This is a genomic window from Echinicola sediminis, from assembly GCF_054777495.1.
This window is the reverse complement of sequence record NZ_BAAHAP010000003.1, coordinates 34,008-55,100: the sequence shown is the minus strand read 5'-3', so window position 1 is coordinate 55,100 and position 21,093 is coordinate 34,008. Positions and strand designations below refer to the sequence as shown.

Below are 21,093 nucleotides of genomic sequence, written 5' to 3'. Positions count from 1 at the left end.
GTTATTCAAATATATTAAAATGTTTTTAAACAAATAATATCTTGCTATAATCCGCTTGATAACGAAGGAGGGTTAACATCTCCTTCCTAAATAGGCTTAGGCAGTTTTTGCAAAACTAGGATATTCTCCAGCTGTAGGACATCGTTGAGTTGGGCAATGGGGGTGTCTGACAGGGTAAAGGGTGTTGCTCGATGCCATGACTGTCATTATGGCGTAAAAATCCTTTTGGAACAAGGCTTGATAAAAGGAAAATGTTTAAAAATCGATAAAATTATAAAAACCATATAGTTATGCAGGAGAAAGGTACCATCTCGATTCATACCGAGAATATTTTCCCGATTATTAAAAAGTTTCTTTACTCAGATAATGAGATTTTCCTTAGGGAACTTGTGTCCAACGCAGTGGATGCCACACAGAAGATCAAAAGACTGGCAACCTTGGGGCAGTACAAAGGAGAGCTGGGTGATGTCCAGGTGGAGGTGAGTTTTGACAAGGAGAAAAAGACCATCACCATTGCCGATAAGGGTATCGGTATGACCGCAGAGGAAATAAAGAAGTACATCAACCAGATTGCTTTTTCAGGAGCTACCGAATTTGTGGAAAAATTCAAGGATGCCAAAGATGCCAATGAAATCATCGGTAAGTTTGGTCTGGGTTTTTACTCAGCTTTTATGGTGGCGCACAGGGTGGATATCCACTCGCTTAGCTATCAGGAGGGGGCAGAGCCTGCCAAATGGACCTGTGATGGCAGTACATCCTTTGAAATTTCAGCAGGTGATAGGACCGAAAGAGGAACGGAAATAGTTCTTCATATCAACGAAGAGTCAGAAGAGTTTTTGGACAAGTGGAAGCTTCAGGGGATCTTGGACAAGTACTGTAAGTTTTTGCCGGTACCCATCAAGTTTGAAACGAAAACTGAAAGCGTAGAAGACGGGAAGGATGATGAAGGCCAGCCTAAGTATAAATCGGTAGAAGTAGATAATATCATCAACACCACGGAGCCGATCTGGACCAAATCTCCAAGTGAACTTAAAGACGAGGACTATCTGGCTTTCTATAAGGAGCTTTATCCGATGAGCGAGGATCCTCTTTTCTGGATCCATCTCAATGTGGATTACCCATTTAACCTTACGGGGGTACTTTATTTTCCAAAGGTTAAAAATGAGTTTGAGCTGCAGCGCAATAAAATCAAGCTGTTTTCCCGTCAGGTATTCATTACAGATGAGGTGAAGGACATTGTCCCTGAATTCCTGATGTTGCTGCATGGTGTGATCGATTCTCCGGACATCCCGCTGAACGTGTCACGAAGCTTCTTGCAGGCCGATGGAAATGTGAAGAAAATCAACAGCTATATCACCAAAAAAGTAGCAGACAAACTTGGTGAGCTGTTCAAGAAAGATAGAAAATCATACGAGAGCAAGTGGGATGATATCGGCTTGTTTGTAAAGTATGGTATGATCAGTGAGGATAAATTCTATGAAAAAGGAAAAGATTTTGCGTTGCTGAACAATACCAAGGGCGAATATTTTACCATTACGGAGTACCAGGAAAAGGTAAAGGGCAACCAAACCGATAAGGATGAACAAACCGTGTTCCTTTACAGCACGGACACAGAGAAACAGGATGCCTTTATTCAGTCGGCGAATAGCAAAGACTATGATGTATTGGTATTGGATTCGCCTATAGATAGCCACTTCATCAATAACCTGGAGCAAAAGCTGGAAAAGACATCCCTGAAGCGCGTGGATGCTGATGTGGCAGATAAACTGATCAAAAAGGAAGAGAGCACGGCCAACGTGCTTACAGAAGAGCAGAGCAAGCAGGTGAAGGAAATTTTTGAAAAGGCCATCGGAAGCAATAGCTACTCTGTAGAAGTAGAGGGGCTGAGTCCAGAGGAGTTGCCCGTGACCATCACGATGGAGGAGTTTATGCGTAGGATGAAGGATATGGCGCAGACCGGAGGAGGCATGGGCTTTTATGGGGCAATGCCGGATAACTACAAGGTAGCCATCAATGGAAACCACAAAATCATCGACAAGATCCTAAAGGCAGAAGGTGAGGAGGAGCAGGCCAAGCTTGCCAAGCAGGCTTTTGATCTGGCCAAGCTTTCTCAGGGAATGCTTTCGGGGAAAGACCTTACGGAGTTTGTCAAAAGAAGTGTGGAGATGATCTAATCCATCCGATATGAAATAAAATGCCTGGAGGCTGTCTCATAACAAGAAAATGCTTCATTACCAGAATTTACATTTTAAAGATGTAAAGAAGTAGCATGACAGTTGTGGTTTAGCATCCTCATAGCAAACGCAGTGAAGCCCGCCTGTGGAAGGCGGGCTTTTCCATTGCAACTGTCTGCTCAGTCAGGGCGGAACGCACTGAAAAGAACTTATGAGGCAGCCTCTTTGTTTTCAACACGTCATTCGAGGTGTGCTTGGATGGCCCAATTGTAAAACCTCGGCTTAGTTTGTGGAAAAAATAAGTACAAATGGGGTGATTTAAGGAATTATTTTATTTTTGTAAGATGTTATCCAAAAAAACAAAATATGCCTTTCATGCCTTGACCTATCTGGGAAAGCATAAAGAAGAGGGTTCTGTATTGATCCAGGACATTGCCGCCGAGCACGGTATTTCCCACAAGTTTTTGGAAAATATTTTGCTGGAATTGAAGAAGGCAGGCTTTCTTGGAAGTAAAAAAGGCAAAGGAGGAGGGTATTATCTGATCAAGGAGCCCAAGGAGATTCCGTTGTCCAGAATTATCCGTCTTTTGGACGGTCCCATAGCACTTCTTCCCTGTGTAAGCCTTAACTATTATGAGGCCTGTGAGGAGTGTAAAGATCAGGAAATTTGTGGGCTAAATAAAGTGATGATACAGGTGCGTGATGAAACACTTAATATACTGGAAAACAAGACCTTATCTGATATACTCGATAAGGGGTAAAAAAAAATTTTCTATAAACCCTACTTTTTTTATAGGTTTTATATACTTTTGTCTTTCAACAAATTATAAAACCTATGATTTTTGATCAGCCTATCAAAAAGTGGTTTATAGATGAAAAAGGAAAAGACACTAAGAGAAAAAGTGTTTTAAAGTCGGTGTCCTGGAGATTGGTAGGGACCATAGATACAATGGTGATTTCCTATCTGATTACCGGCGAGATAAAGACGGCCCTTTCGATTGGATCTATTGAAGTGGTCAGCAAAATGGTGCTGTACTATTTCCACGAAAGAGCTTGGGCAAAGATAACAGACAGATAAAATTAGCATGATGATGAAGAAGAACCTTTTGAAAGACTTGTCTGTACGTGTTGAGAAGCTAGGCATAGCAGATGCTATTGCCCAGCTGTGTGAACTGTTTCCTGGGAAAGTGGTTTTTTCCACTTCGTTGGGGCAAGAAGATCAGGTGATTACCGAAATCATCGCCAAGAACAATTTACCTGTCACTATTTTTACATTGGATACCGGAAGATTGTTTTATGAAACCTATGATCTGCTGTCCAGGACAGAAAGCAAGTACAAGATCAAGATCCAGCCTTATTACCCGAACACCGCTTCGGTGGAGAAATTGGTAAGTGATATCGGGATCAACGGATTCTATGAATCCCCCGAGAATAGAAAGAGTTGCTGCTATGTGCGTAAGGTAGAGCCTTTGAAGCGTGCATTGGCGGGAAACAGTATCTGGATTACCGGTCTGAGGGCCGAGCAGAGTAGCAACAGAAGTGCCATGCAAAAACTTGAATGGGACGAAGGTAACCAGATCATCAAATTCAATCCATTGTTGGAATGGAGCATGGAAGAGATGCTTCAGTATATCAACGACAATAAAATCCCTTATAACCCACTTCATGACAAAGGGTTTGTCAGCATAGGCTGCGCCCCTTGTACCCGTGCCATTGAGCCCGGAGAGGATCCACGAGCCGGAAGATGGTGGTGGGAAAGTTCAAAAAAAGAATGTGGTTTACATATAAAATAGATGTTTAGCATGAAAAATATATTTGTTCCTAATCCGAAAGAAGCCGAATCAATTCATATTATTCGCGAAGTTGCGGCGCAGTTTGAGAGGCCTGTTTTATTGTTTTCAGGTGGCAAAGATTCCATTACACTGGTAAGATTAGCTCAAAAAGCTTTTTATCCTGCGAGAATTCCTTTTCCATTGTTACATGTGGACACTGGCCACAATTTCCCTGAGACCATAGAATTCAGGGACCAATTGGTGGAAGAACTAGGGCTGGAGTTGATAGTGGCCAAAGTTCAGGACTCCATTGACCAAGGTAAAGTGCAAGAGGAAAAAGGACGTTATTCGAGTAGAAACTCTCTGCAGACGACCACGCTTCTGGATGCCATTGAAGAGCACAAGTTTGATGCTTGTATCGGAGGGGCAAGAAGGGATGAAGAGAAAGCCCGGGCAAAAGAAAGGGTATTCTCCGTGAGGGATGACTTCGGACAATGGGATGAGAAAAACCAACGGCCTGAGCTGTTTGATATGCTCAACGGTAAGGTCAATCAAGGACAAAATGTAAGGGCATTCCCTATTTCCAACTGGACGGAGCTGGATGTGTGGGAATATATCAAGACTGAAAATATCAAAATTCCTTCTATCTATTTTGCGCATAAGCGAGAGATTTTTGTGAGGGACGGTATGATTTGGACTGCTTCTGAGCACGTTTACCGGGAGGATCATGAGGAGGTGGAAGAGCGTATGGTTCGTTTCAGGACCGTAGGGGACATGACCTGTACAGCGGCTGTTCTTTCTGAAGCAGAGACCCTGGAGGAGGTAGTGGATGAGATCCGTGCAAGTACCATTTCCGAACGTGGAGCCAGAATCGATGACAAGCGTTCCGAGGCAGCCATGGAGAACAGAAAGAAAGTAGGTTACTTCTAGGATGCGGCAGGTTTTGCCGTAAAAATCGTGAGCAGGACAGTCGGTGGACCAATTGGCATCCGGCATCAACCAATCCCTTTTAAAAATTAAGAATACAATGAGCACTGAAAATAGAAAACTGATCAATTTGGCAACAGCAGGAAGTGTGGATGATGGGAAAAGCACCCTAATCGGAAGGCTGTTGTATGATACAAAGTCACTGACTACGGATAAGCTGGAGGCCATCGAGCGTAACAGTAGGCAAAAAGGCTTTGATTACCTTGATTTCTCCTTGGCTACTGATGGATTGGTGGCAGAGCGGGAGCAAGGTATCACCATTGATGTGGCCCATATTTATTTCAATACCGATAAGACCAATTATATCATTGCGGACACCCCGGGCCATGTGGAATATACCCGAAATATGGTGACCGGAGCTTCCACCTCCCAAGTGGCGATCATTTTGATCGATGCGCGAAAAGGGGTGATTGAACAGACTTATCGTCACTTTTTCATCAACAACCTGCTAAGAGTGGGGCATGTGATAGTGGCGATCAACAAAATGGACCTGGTGGATTTTGACCGGCAGGTTTTTGAAGAGATCAAGAAGGACTTTGAGGTGTTGATTGATAAAAGCAATTACAAAGTCGATGAGGTGACCTTTATTCCGGTAAGTGCCCTTCATGGAGACAACATTGCTTCAGGATCTGATAAAATGGATTGGTATGGTGGTCCTTCATTGTTGGATTATCTGGAAAATCTTGAATTGGATGAGCTGGAAGAAAACAGTGCCGCCCGTTTTCCCGTGCAATATGTGGTAAGGCCAAAAACCGATACCCATCATGATTTCCGCGGTTTTGCCGGAAAGCTCTACGGGGGCAACCTGTCGGTAGGAGATGACGTGACCGTCTTGCCTTCCTATACGAGCAGCAAGATCAAATCGATCAATTTCTTTGATCAGGAATTTGAAGAGGCAGTGCCGGGCAGCTCTGTGACGATTACCCTTGAAGATGAAGTCAATGTAAGCCGTGGGGACATGCTGGTCAAATCCAGCGAGCTTCCCAAATCAGAGAAGCAACTTTCTGCGACGATCTGTCAGGTGAACAGCAAGCCATTAAGAGTAGGTGCAAAATATATCCTTCAACACGGCGTCAACCAAGTATTGGCCAAAGTGGACAGCATAGATGGCTTGGTTCATACCGATTTCTCAGGGGAAGAGGGGACAGACCAGTTGAAGTTAAATGATATCGGTAAAGTGAAATTCAGGTTAAGCAAACCGATTCACTTTGATCCTTACCATGTGAGCAAGTCCAACGGAAGCTTTATCCTGGTAGATGAAGGTTCTTTTGACACAGTAAGTGTAGGGTTCATTCAGTAAAAAGAATCTACTATTATTGATGAAGAAGAGTAGGTTCATTTGCTTACAACCAAAAAAATCAGACAACCACTATGCAAAGCTTTAGAACAGAAATTGAAAATCCCATTGTGGAAAAAGATATTATCGAACTGGAAAAGAAAATTGCGCTTTTCAGGGACGGTAAGATAGACGAAGAAAAATTCAGAAGCCTGAGATTGGCACGGGGCATTTATGGCCAGCGCCAACCGGGGGTACAGATGATCCGTATCAAGTTGCCTTATGGTAAAGTTAGCGGTAAGCAATTACATAGGATCTGTGATGTGTCTGAGGAATACTCTACAGGAAGGCTGCACATTACTACCCGTCAGGATATTCAGATCCACTATGTAAGCCTGGACCGTACACCAGAACTATGGGCGGATTTGGAGAAGGACGATATCACCTTGCGCGAGGCTTGTGGTAACACGGTAAGAAACGTGACTGCTTCTGAGAGAGCGGGGGTGGATCCAAACGAACCCTTTGACGTAACTCCTTATGCAGACGCTACCTTTAAGTACATGCTGCGTAATCCTATCTGTCAAGAAATGGGACGAAAGTTTAAGATGGCGTTTTCCTGCAGTGAGGAAGATACCGCTTTGACTTACCTTCACGACCTTGGTTTTATCCCCAAAGTGAAGACTGTGGACGGGGAAGAAGTAAGAGGCTTCAAGGTCCTACTGGGTGGTGGATTGGGTTCCCAACCACGACATGCCGATGTGATCACCGATTTCTTGGCAACAGATAAGCTGATTCCTTTTATTGAAGGAGTGGTGAGGATGTTTGACCGTCACGGTGAAAGGGCCAAAAGGATGAAAGCCAGAATGAAGTTCCTGATCAAGGATATTGGTGTGGAGGAATTCATGAAACTGGTGGAGCAGGAGCAAAAAGCACTTCCTTTCCAGTCTTATCCTATTGACTATAAGAGCTACGAAGCCAAGCAGAAATTGCCTCAGGCTGAGTTTCCGGCAGTAACAGCCCCTGAGGGTGAAGCCTATGAGAGATGGTTAAAGACCAATGTGCTTCTTCAAAAGCAAAAAGGATATGTCTCTATAGGGATCAAAGTACATTTGGGCGATTTCTATACCGACAAAGCAAGAAAGTTAGCGGATCTGGTAAGCAAATATGCCAACGATGAGATCCGTCTTACCTTGAGGCAAAATATTCTGATCAGGGATGTGCAGGAAGAAGCCCTACCATTTTTCTATCAGGAATTGGAAAAACTCAATTTCGTGGCTTATGGTTACGATTCACTGGGAGACCTTACGGCTTGTCCAGGTACTGACACTTGTAACCTGGGAATTGCCAGCAGTACAGGTGCAGCCCATATTTTGGAAGAGGTAATCTTCAAAGAATATCCACAATACTTGTTCAACAAAGACCTGAACATCAAAATCTCAGGTTGTATGAACGCATGTGGCCAGCACAATATGGCATCTATCGGCTTCCAGGGAATGTCCATCAAAGTGGGCAAGTCAGTAATCCCTGCCCTGCAGGTGCTACTTGGCGGAGCGACGCTAGGAAACGGAGAAGGAAGGTTTGCGGATAAGGTCATCAAAATCCCCAGTAAAAGGGCTCCTCAGGCTTTGAGGTTGATTTTGGATGATTTTGAGCAAAATGCCGAAAAGGGCGAGAAATATGTGGAATACTATGACCGTCAGGGGCAGATGTATTTCTATGAATTCCTTAAGCCTCTGTCAAGCACAGAGGATGTCGTGGATTCCGATTATATCGACTGGGGCAATGAAAAGGCCTATGTTAAAGCGGTAGGTGTAGGTGAATGTGCCGGTGTAGTTATTGACTTGGTGGCAACCCTGCTTTTGGAAGCACGGGAGAAGCTGGCCAATGCCGAAGACAGCATGAATGACAAAAAATGGTCAGATAGTATTTACCATACTTACGCAGGGCTGGTAAATTCTGCCAAAGCCATTTTGATTTCAGAAGGTAAGGCTGCCAACTCCTACTCTAATATCGTGGAGCAGTTTGATGAACTATTTGTCGCATCTGGAAAGATCAACCTCGGAGGTACTTTTGCGGATATCGTTTACGAAATCCAGAAAAATGAACCTACCGAAGATTTTGCCAAGACATATTATGCAAAAGCAGAGCAGGTTTACCATGCCTTGAGCGATTACCGTGCAAAGGAGGTAGAAGCATGATACCAAGTATCACACCAAAATTGACCTTGGTAGGGGCCGGTCCCGGTGATCCAGAGCTGATCACCCTTAAGGGGATTTTGGCCTTGGGCAAGGCGGATGTGATACTCTATGATGCATTGGTAGATAAATCATTGCTCAAGCATGCCACTGAAAATGCCCTCAAAGTCTTTGTCGGCAAGCGGCATGGGAGCAAAAATAACCCTCAAGAGGATACCAACCAGCTGATCGTGGAATATGCCATGAAATATGGCCATGTGGTAAGGCTCAAAGGGGGAGATCCTTTTGTCTTCGGAAGGGGAGCTGAAGAAATTGACTATGTCCAGCAGTTTGGCATAGCCACTGAAGTGATCCCCGGTATCACCTCCAGTGTGGCGGTGCCTGCTTACCAAGGTATTCCGGTGACCAAAAGGGGGGTGGCAGAAAGTTTTTGGGTAATTACCGGAACCACCTCTTCAGGGCAACTTTCCAGGGATATTAAGATCGCGGCCCAGTCTACAGCCACAGTAGTGGTGCTGATGGGAACCCGGAAGTTGGCGGAAATAGTAGGGGCTTTTAGCCAATCAGGAAAAGCGGATACGCCAATAGCCTTGATACAGAATGGTACCACCGCCAATGAAAAGGTGGTAGCCGGACTAATAAGTGATATACAGCAAAAAGTAGAGGAATCAGGTATTGGAGCTCCTGCAGTGATCATTATTGGGGATGTCGTTAGAGAAAGCCCTAAGCTGATGGAGATATACAGGGCGGCTGTCAAGGCTTAGCCTGTTTGACGAATGAGATAAGCTATCAGGAAGTATTGGTTCAATATTTCCTGATATTGCTTTGAACCACAATAACCAAAAAAGAAATGAATGAATTGTACCCTGTGTTCCTGAAGGTAGCACAGTTAAATACACTTATCGTAGGAGCTGGAAATGTGGGATTGGAGAAATTGTCTTTTTTGCTAAAATCAAGCCCCAATGCCCAGGTAACTATTGTTGCCAAGGAGATTTCTAACGATATTCGAAAGATAGCATCTGAAAAAAAGAACCTTTCTTTGGTGGAGGATGCTTATGATCCCAAATATTTGGAAGGACGCCATATGGTGATCGGTGCTACTGATGACAAAGAGGTAAACAAGCAAATTCATTTGGACGCAAAGGCAAAAAATTTATTGGTAAACATTGCTGATACGCCTGAATTGTGTGATTTTTATTTGGGAGGTATTGTGACCAAGGGAAATGTGAAAATTGCTATCAGTACCAATGGTAAGTCTCCAACCACGGCCAAGCGGCTGCGGCAGTTCCTGGAAGAAGTGATTCCTGATGATATCAACGAAATGGTGGAAAATATTAACCAATACAGGGACACCTTGAAAGGGGATTTTGAATATAAAGTTGAAGCTTTGAATAAACTGACGAAAGAGCTTTTGCTGAAAAGCTAAGCTGATACTTCAGTAAAGATTTAATATATGCGGTTGATTTAATTTTGGAAAAGCAGGTAGGTATCTATCTGCCTTTTTTTTATCCGTTAACAAATTTTTAATAGTTTTTTCTATGTTAAAATAGGACTTATGGAAGGTGGTGTGGATGGATTTTGATATTTTTTTATGATCGTATGATGTCATTTTGTTTCGTGATTGAAATTATTCAAATACAACCACCTCTTAAGGTTTAAATTTTACTTAAGTCTGCTTAGATCAATTAAAGAATTGATAATTGCTGTTTCCCAATAAAAGTTGGTGTGGATGATAATTTTGCTCCCAAATTCAGCGGTATAAGGCTGTTGGAGGGTTAAAGTAAAGAAAATCAGCATTTTATAAAATAAATAATCACACTAACTTATGAAACACGCTTTTACATTATTGTTTGGCCTGATTTTGAACATTCCCCTTATCGCAATGGGACAGGATCAGGTCAGTGGCCAAATAACCGATGCTTCAGGAGAAGGTCTTCCAGGGGTAACGGTGATGGTCAAAGGAACTACCAATGGAACGGTGGCCGACTTTGACGGCAACTACTTTATTCAGACCACTAAAGAGGATGTGCTGCTTTTCAGTTTTATTGGCTTTGTGCCCCAAGAGGTGGCGATAAACGGGAGGTCTGTAATTGATGTAGTCCTTCAGGAGGATGAGCAAAGTTTGGATGAAGTGGTGGTTACGGCCATCGGGATCAAGCAACAAAAGAAAAAGCTGGGGTATGCCACCCAGGAGGTCAATACAGATGTATTGGGCGAGTCCAGAACGATGAACTTGGGAAATGCCCTTTCCGGCCAAGTAGCTGGGCTTACAGTAAACAATCCGACAGGGATTTTCCAATCTCCTTCATTTAGCCTTAGAGGAAAGACTCCTTTGATTGTATTGGACGGTATTCCAGTAGAGTCGGATCTTTTTGATATTTCTCCTGAAGATATCGAAAGTATCAATGTGCTAAAGGGAGGAGCAGCCTCAGCGCTATATGGAGCAAGAGGGAAAAACGGTGCTATCTTGATTACGCGAAAAAATGCGAGTAAGGAAGGACTTACTGTGACTGCATCTACCAGTAACATGGTCACAGCAGGTTTTACCGTTTTCCCTGAGACCCAGACCGAATATGGCAATGGCTCTAATGGTAAATATGAATTTTGGGACGGTGCCGACGGCGGTATTTCCGATGGAGACATGATATGGGGGCCAAAGTTTGAGCCAGGTGTCATGATCCCTCAATGGAACAGTCCTATCCGTGATAAGGTTACTGGGGAAACCATCGAGTGGTACGGCAATGTCTCCGGGACAATCTATGATGACAAATCCCGCTACGAGCGCGTACCGACCGAATGGAAAAGGCACGATAATCTTAAGGATTTCTTGAATACCGGTGTGGTGACCAAGAACGATTTCTCGGTAGCCTACCAAGGTGAAAAATCCCGGTTCTATTTTTCAGGAAACTATTCTTACCAAACCGGTCAGGTTCCCAATACCTCATTGCATACCGGAGGCTTGAATTTCAATTCCTCATTTGATCTGACCGAAGACCTTCAGTTGGATGCAACCTTGAGTTATAATAAGGTGTTTTCTCCTAATTATCCACGCTATGGTTATGGGCCTAAGAACCATATGTATACCATTTTGATCTGGATGGGTGATGATGTAAACGGACAGGATCTGAAAGACCATATGTATGTACCCGGTCTGGAAGGTTACCGTCAGGCCAACTACAATTATGCTTGGTATAATAATGTTTATTTTGCTGCTTATGAGCTAAACCAGATCCATAACAGGAATACCCTGGATGGAAAGCTCAAATTGAAATACCAGATCACTCCAGACCTGTATATTCAGGGCAGGGTGTCGGCAAGGGAAAGAAGGTTGTTTGAGGACATGGAAAGTCCTAAGTCCTACATGAACTATGGTGACTCCAGAAACGGTGACTACAAGATGTGGAACGACAGCCAGCTGAACCTGGATACCGATGTGCTGGCTTCTTATAGTAAAACGCTCAATCAAAATCTTGGCTTTACAGTCAATGCCGGAGCTTCCAGCTTTTACAGAACCTATCAGCAGGAATATGCCTCTTCCGATGGGCTGATTGTTCCAGGAGTATACAGCTTGAGCAATACCCAAGGACCGGTGAGGGCCACGAATTATTTTCAGGAAAAAGCCATCCGAAGTGTATACGGCTCTGCGAATGTGGACTTGTGGAATTCGGTATTTGTGAACTTTTCAGCCAGAAATGACTGGTCATCTACTTTGCCTACTTCGACGAACTCTTATTTTTATCCTTCCGCATCCGTCAGTGCGATGCTTTCTGAATTTGTTAGGATGCCGAAAGCCGTTGACTACTTGAAGGTTTACAGTTCATGGTCGCAGGTTTCCAGTGATTTGGACCCTTATAGCCTTCAAGCTACCTATAACAAGGGAGTGACCTATGGCTCCACCCCTTCTGTCTATTATCCTTCAGGCTTGGTGAACGCTGGAATCATGCCGGAGAAATCCACTTCTTTTGAAGCAGGTTTTTCTACTTCCTTTGCACAAAAAAGAGTGACCTTGGAAGGTACCTATTACAGGATTTTGGATGAAAACCAGATCATCGACCTCAGTGTTTCTGAAGCATCAGGCTTTACCTCACGCAAAGTGAATGGCAATGAGTATACCACGCACGGCTTTGAGGCGATGGTCAATTTCAATGCAGTGAATCATAATAATTTTGGATGGGATTTGGGCCTAAACTGGACCCGCTATGTAAAGAAAATCACCGATATCTATGGTGACAATGCACGTTTCGGCAACCTTCGTGAAGGTGATCGGGCAGACAGTTATTATGCCACCGTTTGGCAAAAGAGTGCCGATGGACAGGTGATTTTGGACGCCAATACCGGATTGCCTACACGTGATCCTTATCCTACCAAAATAGGGCACTTGGATCCTTCGTGGAGATTAGGCCTTCAGAATAGGTTCAGAGTGGGCGATTTTAGGGTAGATATGGACATAGATGGAGCTTGGGGAGGTTTGATCCGTTCACTGACCATAGAGAAAATGTGGTGGGGTGGTAAGCATCCAAATTCTGTACTTTATCGTGATCAGGAATATGCTGCAGGTGAGCCGGTGTATGTACCAGAAGGTGTAGTGCTAACCGGAGGCGAACTGGTAAGAGATGTAGATGGGAATGTAATTTCTGATACCAGGGAATATACTCAAAATACCACGGCCGTAAGCTGGCAGACTTGGTCTCAGATTTATCCCTACCGGGCGCAGGTAACCGAAGAGGAAAGCGAGCTTTTTGCCAACGTGTACGACCGTTCTTATTTCAAGCTGAGAAGGCTGTCTGTGACTTATGACCTGATGAATATCATGACCTCTCAAAAGATCAAGAAATTGGACCTTTCGGTATATGGCTACAATCTGGCGGTATGGAAGAAGTTGCCTTTGCTTGATCCTGATTATGGCAATGATAACAACCTACAGGATCCTTCATCCAGGTATGTAGGCTTTACCCTTATGGCGACCTTTTAATTGATTTTCTGGCAAAGTTTTAAAAATGACAAAAAGAATGAAAAATATAATTGCAGCATTGGTTTTGCTAGTGGGCCTGGCTTCCTGTCAAAATCTGGAGGAAATGAATGTCAATCCCAACCTGCCAACTGAAACCCACCCCCAGCTGTTGCTGACCAAGGTGGAGTGGAATGCTTTCCGGTCGTATAGAGGAACCTCTCCTTTATACGCTTTAAAGATGCTGGTGCAGACAGATGGTGAGAATACCAACCAGTATTATAAATGGGACAGGGGAAGTTATGGTGTTTACAGTGATCTAAGGGACGTAACCAAGATGATTGAGGAGGGGGAGCGTATAGGAGATCCGTCTTATGTTGCTTTGGGCAAGTTTTTCCGGGCCTATTATTTCTATAATTTGACCTTGACCTTTGGAGATGTCCCTTATTCGGCGGCGCTAATGGGTGAGTCTCAGGAGAGCTACACCCCCGCATATGATGATCAGAAGGTGGTTTTTGAGGGGGTCCTAACCGAGCTTAAAGAGGCCAATGACTTGCTTGCAGCCGATAACAACATCATAGCAGGTGATATCATCTATGGTGGGGACATGACTAGCTGGAGGAAACTGATCAATGCTTTCCGTCTTAAGGTATTATTGACCCTTTCTGAAAAATCAGGAGAGATAAACCTGGGAGAGTTTGCTTCCATCTACCAGAATGAGCCTTTGATGGAGAAAGTAGAGGACAGTGGCCAGCTGGTGTTCCTGGACCAGCAGGACAACCGCTATCCTGACTTCAACAGTAGCGGTTTCAGTTCAGGTATGTACATGGACTCCACTTTTGTAAAGCGTCTTCAGGATCGTGAGGATCCACGATTGTTTATTTATTGTACCCAGACAAAATCGGCGAAGGAAGCAGGAAAGGCAATCAATGATTTTTCAGCCTATGAAGGAGGGGATCCTGCCGCTCCTTATGCAGAAGTAAATGAAAAGGCCACTCAGGGCAATGTGTCCAAGGTCAATGACCGTTATCATAAAGATCCGGTAAACGAGCCTTACATGCTTTTAGGGTATTCTGAACAGCAGTTGATTTTGGCTGAGGCGGCAGTAAGAGGCTGGATTTCTGCAGATGCGGAGGCCCTTTATGCTTCAGCCGTTAAAGCTTCCTTCAAGTTTTATGAAATGTACGCCGAAAACTACTCAATGTATGTTACTGAGGCAGCAGCGGAGGATTACCTGGGGCTAGGCATGAATGACTTTACCATGGCCGTCAGCGAAGAGGAGCAGATTCAATTGATCATCATGCAAAAATACCTTCAGTCATTTTTCCAATTGGGATGGACTTCTTTCTATGATCATCACCGCACAGGGGGCTATCCTTCCTTCAGAAGGCCTGCTGGGGTGGAGGTTCCTTACAGATGGATCTATCCACAATCGGAGTATAATTACAATGCGTCAAACGTAGCAAGTGCCATTACCAATCAGTTTGGAGAGGGGAATGACCATATTGATGAGATGACCTGGTGGTTGAAGTAGACCATTGAATTCTAATTTAACAAATAGTGGAACGGAGACCGTTTATCAGGTCAATGTTCCACTATTTTTTATTTTATAAGATATACCAAACCGAAATTATTAATTTGAGCAATGATTATTAATTGAAAATATGAGTGATTCAAGAAGAGACTTTTTAAAGAAAGCAGCACTTCTTTCAGGAAGTGCCGGTTTGTGGAGTGTTTTGCCGGGTTCTATAGAAAAGGCCCTGGCCATTACTCCCGATCCAGGGACGACATTTTATGACGCGGAGCATGTGGTGCTTTTGATGCAGGAAAACCGGTCCTTTGATCATTGTTTCGGGACCTTGAAAGGTGTCAGAGGATTCAACGATCCCCGAGCGATTACTTTGCCGGATAAAAACCCCGTATGGTTGCAGCCCGATAAAAATGGAAACCGTTTTGCTCCTTTCCGTTTTGACATCAAGGACACCAAGGCCACCTGGATGCGGGACATCCCACACAGCTGGGAAAATCAGGTGGATGCACGAAATGAAGGAAAATATAATGGCTGGATAGAGGCAAAAAGGCCCGGTAACAGGGAGTTTCGGGATGTTCCCATGACCATGGGCTATTACAGCCGTGAAGATATTCCATTTTACTATGCGCTGGCCGATGCCTTCACTGTTTGTGACCAGCATTTTTGTGCTTCAATTACCGGTACCACTACCAATAGAAATTATTTTTGGACAGGAAAAACACATGGTAATCCCGGTGAAAAGCCAAAGGTCAGAAATGGGGAGATGGGCTATAGCAATGAGGTGGACTGGAAAACATTTCCGGAAAGACTGGAAGATCACGGGGTTTCTTGGAAAGTCTACCAGAATGAACTGAGTGTAGGAACTGATGTGGAGGATAGTTCTTTATTGGCCAATTTTACAGACAATAACTTGGAATGGTTTTCCCAATTTGGGGTGCGTTTCAGTCCGGGGCATTATGATTACCTCAAAAAGCGCGAAAAAAGCCTGGCCAAGGATTTGTCCGGTTTGGAAAGGGAGCTTGAGAATGGAGGGGATAAGGAAGAACTTGCCAAAAAGATTGCTGAGAAAAAAGAGGACATCGCAGCGCTGGAAGAGTACCTCAAACACTGGAATCCAGAAAAGTTTCAGCAATTGTCGGAAAGGGAAAAAAGCCTGCATGCCAAGGCATTCACCACTAATATAGAAGATCCTGATTACCACAAAGTGGAGACCATGACCTACAGTGACAATGGGGAAAAGCGGGAGGCAAGTGTTCCAAAGGGCGATATTCTCCACCAGTTCCGCAAGGATGTCCGGGAGGGAAAACTTCCGGCTGTTTCCTGGGTGGTAGCTCCCCAGAAATTTTCAGATCATCCCAGTGCTCCCTGGTACGGGGCATGGTACGTTTCGGAGGTTCTGGATATTTTGACCCAAAATCCTGAGGTATGGAAAAAGACCATTTTTATCCTGAACTATGATGAAAATGACGGTTATTTTGATCATGTACCTCCTTTTGTTGCCCCAAATCCACATGATCCGACAGCTGGAAAGGTTTCTGATGGGTTGGATGTTACCGGTGAGTTTGTGACTAAGGAAGAAGAGATCGCAGTTGGTTTTAAGGAAAGGGATGCCAGAACAAGCCCTGTAGGCCTGGGCTATCGGGTGCCTTTGGTGATCGCATCCCCATGGACCCGTGGTGGCTGGGTGAATTCGCAGGTATGTGACATTACTTCCACCATCATGCTGATGGAAAAGTGGTTGTCCCATAAGACCGGTCAGAAAATCGAAGAAAGTAATATCAGTAGCTGGAGAAGGGAAATAAGCGGGGATTTGACTTCAGCTTTCAGACCGTACAATGGGGAAAAAATCGATCTTCCTGAATGGTTGGAAAGGAACAAGCACATACAGCAGATCTTCAACGCCCAGTTCAAAGAATTGCCCAAAAACTTTAAAACCCTGTCTGAAGAGGAAGCGAGGGAGCTTGGTTCAAACCCACAAGGCAATGCTGTTTTACCCCAACAAGAGCCGGGAACCAAGCCCTCCAATGCGCTGAAATATGAGCTTTATGCGGATGGACAGCTCAGTAAGGACGGTAAAAACTTTGTCATCCGGTTTAAGGCCGGCAAAGATATTTTCGGGGAGGAGGCATTGGGTGCCCCTTTCAATGTCTATGCTCCAGGGAACTATAAAGATGAACATAGCGGACAATTTGAGCCGGTAAAAACCTGGGCTTTTGCCGTTAAGTCAGGAGATGAGCTGGAATACCAGTGGCCTCTTGAATCTTTTGAAAACGGGCAGTATCATTTGAGGGTTTATGGGCCAAACGGTTACTTTAGGGAATTTATGGGTACCGCTCAGGGACCTAGAGTGAGCATGACTTGTGCGCCCGTCAAAAAACGCAAGAAAATCACTGACAGTCTTAAAATCACGGTAAATAACATCAGCGGGCTGCAATCCTTGAACTTAAGGTTGGCAGATGATACTTATCAGAAACTGGAAAAGACCTTTACTGTTCTTCCTGACTCTTCAGAAAGCTTCACTTTGGATACCTCCAAAAATAAGGGCTGGTATGACTTTAAGCTTGAAGTACCAGGTTTGGATAATTTCGGAATCCGATACGCAGGAAGATTGGAGACTGGCAAGGATAGTATTTCTGATCCATTTATGGGGAGAGAGGAAGTATAGTATTTAGTCGGGAGTATTGAGCCTTGAGATTGGAGACGCTAGATGTTTGATTGGTTTCCGAGAAGAGGTATTTAATTCCTTTCTGGAATTGCAATTTCCTACGGGGAGAGTCTTGAATATTCTGGAAATAAGAGGACATTTCGACAAGCTCAATGGCCTCTTATTTCCAGCCGTTTTAGTACTCCATACTTAGGACTCAAGACGTGGCACTATATTCAACTATAAATCCCTAACTTTGGAGCAAAATTTTAAATTATGGCAAATAAGATTCATTATTCGAAAGAGGCACCGGCGCCTATCGGTCCTTATAGTCAGGCGGTTCAGGCCGGCGCTACCCTTTTTGTTTCTGGTCAGATCGCACTGGATGCGGAGACCGGTGAACTGATCAACGAAAATATCACGGAGGAAACCCATGCGGTGATGAAAAATCTCGATGCAATTTTATCAGCAGCGGGCTATGGTTTTGGAGATGTCGTGAAATGTTCTATTTTTATTAAAGACATGGATGATTTCGGGACCATCAATGAAGCTTATGGTCAGTACTTTAAAAGTAACCCTCCGGCAAGGGAAACTGTCGAGGTCAGTCGCTTGCCCAAGGATGTGCATGTAGAAATTAGCTGCATAGCTGTAAAAGCCTAAATTACCTGTGGAGGCAGGAGCAAATGTTAAAATACTTGCCCCATCATACTGAAGTGTTGGTTTCCTCGATGACTTGCGAGGAAGTCATCACTCGTCTGGATGCTGTCACCAAGGATGTGGATTACCTTTCCCATCCTTTAAATGATCAAGGACAGCTTTTTAACGGTAAGGTCTATGACCATTCTTTCCGGCTTTCTTTGGTGGTAAGACGGGCAGACAGTTTTTTGCCCCTCATCAAGGGAAAAATAGAATCCAGTCATTCCGGATGTATCATCTTCTTGGATTATCGCCTCTTTTCTGGTTCGGTATTTTTTTTGGTTTTCTGGTCCATCATCACCTTGGCCATGGGCATATTTTTCTTTCTTTTAGCGGGGGAGCCGTGGTTTGGAGCCATTAGCCTGGCCATCGGTGTGGGGAATGTTTGGTTTGCCTGGGGACATTTTAAGCGGAAAGTCAGGCAGTCCCAAAAAATCTTCCATGAAATGCTGAGTTTGCAAAAAAACGGCTGATTTTAAGGTACAAAATCACCTCTTCATTTATGGATTGTGGCGCTCTGTTAGTAATTTAGGGGCGCTGTAAATGCCGTCTTCGATTGGACTCAAAGAAGGGCTGCAGCATTTTTGATCAAAATCAATGTTGGTTATTCCCTTGAAACCGCGCATGACAGTGAACTCTTACCCAAAGATGATGATGCATGCGGGGCAGACGATGTGACAGTTAAAAACAAATATAAACACATGAAATATAGAATAGAAAAAGACACCATGGGCCCGGTGGAAGTCCCTGCGGACAAATTTTGGGGAGCCCAAACCCAAAGATCCATCAACAACTTTAAGATTGGTGGTGAGCGTAACCGAATGCCACTTGAAGTAACCCATGCTTTTGCCATCCTTAAAAAATCTGCCGCCCTTACCAATGCAGAGTTAGGTGTGTTGGCACAGGAAAAGGCCGATACCATTGCCAAGGTTTGCGACGAGATTTTGGAAGGAAAATTGGATGATCAGTTTCCTTTGGTGATCTGGCAAACCGGATCAGGCACCCAGTCCAATATGAACGCCAATGAGGTAATCGCTTATCGCGGTCACGTATTGATGGGGGGAGCTTTGGAAGATGAAAAGAAAGCCATCCATCCAAATGATGATGTAAACAAGTCCCAGTCTTCCAATGACACTTTTCCTACTGCCATGCACATTGCGGCCTATAAGATGGTGGTGGAGACAACTATTCCGGGCGTTGAAAAGCTGAGGGATACGCTGAAAAGCAAATCCGAGCAGTTTATGGATGTGGTAAAGATCGGCCGGACCCACTTTATGGATGCCACTCCTTTGACCTTAGGACAGGAGTTTTCTGGCTATGTGGCCCAGTTGAATCACGGCTTGAGGGCTTTGAAGAATACCTTGTCGCACCTTTCAGAGCTTGCCCTTGGAGGCACTGCGGTAGGAACCGGTTTGAACACTCCTAAAGGCTATGCGGAACTGGTGGCAAAGAAAATTGCTGAATTTTCGGGGCATCCATTTGTGACTGCGCCCAACAAGTTTGAGTCATTGGCAGCCCATGATGCCATTGTGGAGACACACGGTGCCTTAAAGCAATTGGCGGTGAGCTTGATGAAAATCGCCAACGATATCCGGATGCTTTCTTCAGGCCCAAGATCCGGTATCGGAGAAATCCTTATTCCCGAAAACGAACCCGGATCTTCCATTATGCCTGGAAAAGTAAACCCTACTCAGGCTGAGGCCATGACCATGGTCTGTGCTCAGGTAATGGGTAACGACACCGCGGTCTCGGTTGGAGGTTCCAACGGGCACTTTGAATTGAACGTGTTCAAACCGATGATGATCCACAACCTGCTAAGTTCTGCCAGGTTGTTGGGAGATGCTTGTGTTTCTTTCCATGACAACTGTGTGATAGGGATAGAGCCAAACCGGCCATTTATCAAGAAGCATTTGGAGAATTCCTTGATGCTGGTAACGGCCCTAAATACGCATATCGGTTATGAGAACGCTGCGGCTATTGCCAAAAAAGCACACAAAGAAGGAACGAGTTTGAGAGAAGCAGCCCTGGCACTTGACTTACTTACCAACGAGCAGTTTGATGAGTGGGTAAAACCAGAAGATATGATCGGAAGTTTGAAATAATTGGAACTTATAGGGAAATGAAAAATCCCAATAGACCGATATTTTAACTTTATTTTATCCAAATTTTAAAAGAGGAAGTATATTTCGTATTTTACATGGAATATGCTTCTTCTTTTTTTGTTTTAACCTAAATAGTCATTGAAGAATATGATTTCAAAAAACCTTTTGGGATGCTGTATGGTGGTGATGCTTTTGCTCGGTCTAAGTACGACTACGTGGGCACAGGGGCTTTCCAGGAAAGAGAGAAAGGCTTGGAAAAAGGAGCTTAAAAAGCTAACACCTGAAGAACTAAAAAAGATGCAAGAACTGCAGCAGGAGCAAAAGGTTACGATCATGACACTTGAAAAGGAAAAGAAAATGCTTCAGGAGGGGCTCGACAAAAAGTCGACAGAACTCGGAGCACTCCAACAACGTCATGAGGAGTTGGAAGAACAATATACAGCTGCTACCATGGTAGATGCTCCTGAAGAGCTGAATGGCAGTGGAATTAATACTTCCCAATGGAACGAAGGGGTAGTTTTCCGGGTGCAGATCGGTGCTTTGACAGATAGGGAATACGACAAGGAAATACCTTCAGGCTTTAGTGTGGACGTGGAGTCCAAAGACAACCTTCGCAGAATGGTCCTTGGTTATTACAGGAATTACCATGAGGCAGATACTTTCAAAAAGTTGATGCGGAAATTGGGTATACGTACGGCTTGGATCGTTCCTTATAGGGATGGAAAAAGGGTTCCGCTAAGCGAGGTACTGGATCAGGTGGTGGAATAA

At 44.2% G+C, this 21,093-nt stretch carries 16 protein-coding genes; all 16 read left to right on the top strand.

Annotated features, from left to right (window positions below; all coding sequences use genetic code 11):
- Nucleotides 1–290: 290 nt before the first annotated feature.
- Nucleotides 291–2,174: a heat shock protein Hsp90 family protein gene (gene htpG / locus ACYVAA_RS01560; protein ID WP_460538254.1), complete on the top strand. Its 1,884-nt coding sequence runs from the start codon at nt 291–293 to the stop codon at nt 2,172–2,174.
- A gap of 344 nt (nt 2,175–2,518) precedes the next feature.
- Entirely contained in the window at nt 2,519–2,935 is a 417-nt protein-coding gene (locus ACYVAA_RS01555; RefSeq protein WP_460538253.1) for an RrF2 family transcriptional regulator, read from the top strand.
- A gap of 74 nt (nt 2,936–3,009) precedes the next feature.
- Nucleotides 3,010–3,252 carry a DUF2061 domain-containing protein gene (locus ACYVAA_RS01550; RefSeq protein WP_460538252.1) on the top strand — a complete coding sequence of 81 codons (243 nt, stop codon included), beginning with the start codon at nt 3,010–3,012 and terminating at the stop codon, nt 3,250–3,252.
- 7 nt (nt 3,253–3,259) lie between these two features.
- Entirely contained in the window at nt 3,260–3,967 is a 708-nt protein-coding gene (locus ACYVAA_RS01545) for an adenylyl/phosphoadenylyl-sulfate reductase (protein ID WP_460538251.1), read from the top strand.
- A 9-nt stretch (nt 3,968–3,976) separates the two neighbouring features.
- The gene (gene cysD / locus ACYVAA_RS01540; RefSeq protein WP_460538250.1) at nt 3,977–4,876 is read left to right on the top strand and encodes a sulfate adenylyltransferase subunit CysD; all 900 of its coding nucleotides are present in this window, start codon (nt 3,977–3,979) and stop codon (nt 4,874–4,876) included.
- A 97-nt stretch (nt 4,877–4,973) separates the two neighbouring features.
- On the top strand, nt 4,974–6,233 hold the full coding sequence (locus ACYVAA_RS01535) for a sulfate adenylyltransferase subunit 1 (RefSeq protein WP_460538249.1): 1,260 nt from the start codon (nt 4,974–4,976) through the stop codon (nt 6,231–6,233).
- 71 nt (nt 6,234–6,304) lie between these two features.
- On the top strand, nt 6,305–8,407 hold the full coding sequence (locus tag ACYVAA_RS01530; protein WP_460538248.1) for a nitrite reductase: 2,103 nt from the start codon (nt 6,305–6,307) through the stop codon (nt 8,405–8,407).
- The gene (gene cobA / locus ACYVAA_RS01525) at nt 8,404–9,168 is read left to right on the top strand and encodes a uroporphyrinogen-III C-methyltransferase (protein WP_460538247.1); all 765 of its coding nucleotides are present in this window, start codon (nt 8,404–8,406) and stop codon (nt 9,166–9,168) included. Before ACYVAA_RS01530 ends, cobA begins: the two co-directional genes overlap by 4 nt.
- 86 nt (nt 9,169–9,254) lie before the next feature.
- Entirely contained in the window at nt 9,255–9,830 is a 576-nt protein-coding gene (locus ACYVAA_RS01520; protein WP_460538246.1) for a precorrin-2 dehydrogenase/sirohydrochlorin ferrochelatase family protein, read from the top strand.
- A 399-nt stretch (nt 9,831–10,229) separates the two neighbouring features.
- Entirely contained in the window at nt 10,230–13,376 is a 3,147-nt protein-coding gene (locus ACYVAA_RS01515) for a SusC/RagA family TonB-linked outer membrane protein (RefSeq protein WP_460538245.1), read from the top strand.
- Nucleotides 13,377–13,413: 37 nt separating this feature from the next.
- Nucleotides 13,414–14,886 carry a RagB/SusD family nutrient uptake outer membrane protein gene (locus ACYVAA_RS01510; protein ID WP_460538244.1) on the top strand — a complete coding sequence of 491 codons (1,473 nt, stop codon included), beginning with the start codon at nt 13,414–13,416 and terminating at the stop codon, nt 14,884–14,886.
- A 130-nt stretch (nt 14,887–15,016) separates the two neighbouring features.
- Complete coding sequence (locus ACYVAA_RS01505) at nt 15,017–17,548, top strand: phosphocholine-specific phospholipase C (RefSeq protein ID WP_460538243.1); 2,532 nt, start codon at nt 15,017–15,019, stop codon at nt 17,546–17,548.
- A 255-nt stretch (nt 17,549–17,803) separates the two neighbouring features.
- Nucleotides 17,804–18,187, top strand: coding sequence for a RidA family protein (locus ACYVAA_RS01500; RefSeq protein ID WP_460538242.1), 384 nt, complete (start codon nt 17,804–17,806; stop codon nt 18,185–18,187).
- Nucleotides 18,188–18,210: 23 nt separating this feature from the next.
- Nucleotides 18,211–18,696: a hypothetical protein gene (locus ACYVAA_RS01495; RefSeq protein WP_460538241.1), complete on the top strand. Its 486-nt coding sequence runs from the start codon at nt 18,211–18,213 to the stop codon at nt 18,694–18,696.
- 228 nt (nt 18,697–18,924) lie between these two features.
- Nucleotides 18,925–20,325: a class II fumarate hydratase gene (fumC, locus tag ACYVAA_RS01490; protein ID WP_460538240.1), complete on the top strand. Its 1,401-nt coding sequence runs from the start codon at nt 18,925–18,927 to the stop codon at nt 20,323–20,325.
- 147 nt (nt 20,326–20,472) lie between these two features.
- Nucleotides 20,473–21,093 (top strand): SPOR domain-containing protein, encoded by a 621-nt coding sequence (locus tag ACYVAA_RS01485; RefSeq protein WP_460538239.1) that lies wholly within the window; start codon nt 20,473–20,475, stop codon nt 21,091–21,093.

What these genes read in the sequence shown, in the direction of transcription:
- htpG (WP_460538254.1), top strand. Translation starts at nt 291, where the DNA reads ATGCAGGAGAAAGGTACCATCTCGATTCATACCGAGAATATTTTCCCG.
- ACYVAA_RS01555 (WP_460538253.1), top strand. Translation starts at nt 2,519, where the DNA reads ATGTTATCCAAAAAAACAAAATATGCCTTTCATGCCTTGACCTATCTG.
- ACYVAA_RS01550 (WP_460538252.1), top strand. Translation starts at nt 3,010, where the DNA reads ATGATTTTTGATCAGCCTATCAAAAAGTGGTTTATAGATGAAAAAGGA.
- ACYVAA_RS01545 (WP_460538251.1), top strand. Translation starts at nt 3,260, where the DNA reads ATGATGATGAAGAAGAACCTTTTGAAAGACTTGTCTGTACGTGTTGAG.
- cysD (WP_460538250.1), top strand. Translation starts at nt 3,977, where the DNA reads ATGAAAAATATATTTGTTCCTAATCCGAAAGAAGCCGAATCAATTCAT.
- ACYVAA_RS01535 (WP_460538249.1), top strand. Translation starts at nt 4,974, where the DNA reads ATGAGCACTGAAAATAGAAAACTGATCAATTTGGCAACAGCAGGAAGT.
- ACYVAA_RS01530 (WP_460538248.1), top strand. Translation starts at nt 6,305, where the DNA reads ATGCAAAGCTTTAGAACAGAAATTGAAAATCCCATTGTGGAAAAAGAT.
- cobA (WP_460538247.1), top strand. Translation starts at nt 8,404, where the DNA reads ATGATACCAAGTATCACACCAAAATTGACCTTGGTAGGGGCCGGTCCC.
- ACYVAA_RS01520 (WP_460538246.1), top strand. Translation starts at nt 9,255, where the DNA reads ATGAATGAATTGTACCCTGTGTTCCTGAAGGTAGCACAGTTAAATACA.
- ACYVAA_RS01515 (WP_460538245.1), top strand. Translation starts at nt 10,230, where the DNA reads ATGAAACACGCTTTTACATTATTGTTTGGCCTGATTTTGAACATTCCC.
- ACYVAA_RS01510 (WP_460538244.1), top strand. Translation starts at nt 13,414, where the DNA reads ATGAAAAATATAATTGCAGCATTGGTTTTGCTAGTGGGCCTGGCTTCC.
- ACYVAA_RS01505 (WP_460538243.1), top strand. Translation starts at nt 15,017, where the DNA reads ATGAGTGATTCAAGAAGAGACTTTTTAAAGAAAGCAGCACTTCTTTCA.
- ACYVAA_RS01500 (WP_460538242.1), top strand. Translation starts at nt 17,804, where the DNA reads ATGGCAAATAAGATTCATTATTCGAAAGAGGCACCGGCGCCTATCGGT.
- ACYVAA_RS01495 (WP_460538241.1), top strand. Translation starts at nt 18,211, where the DNA reads ATGTTAAAATACTTGCCCCATCATACTGAAGTGTTGGTTTCCTCGATG.
- fumC (WP_460538240.1), top strand. Translation starts at nt 18,925, where the DNA reads ATGAAATATAGAATAGAAAAAGACACCATGGGCCCGGTGGAAGTCCCT.
- ACYVAA_RS01485 (WP_460538239.1), top strand. Translation starts at nt 20,473, where the DNA reads ATGATTTCAAAAAACCTTTTGGGATGCTGTATGGTGGTGATGCTTTTG.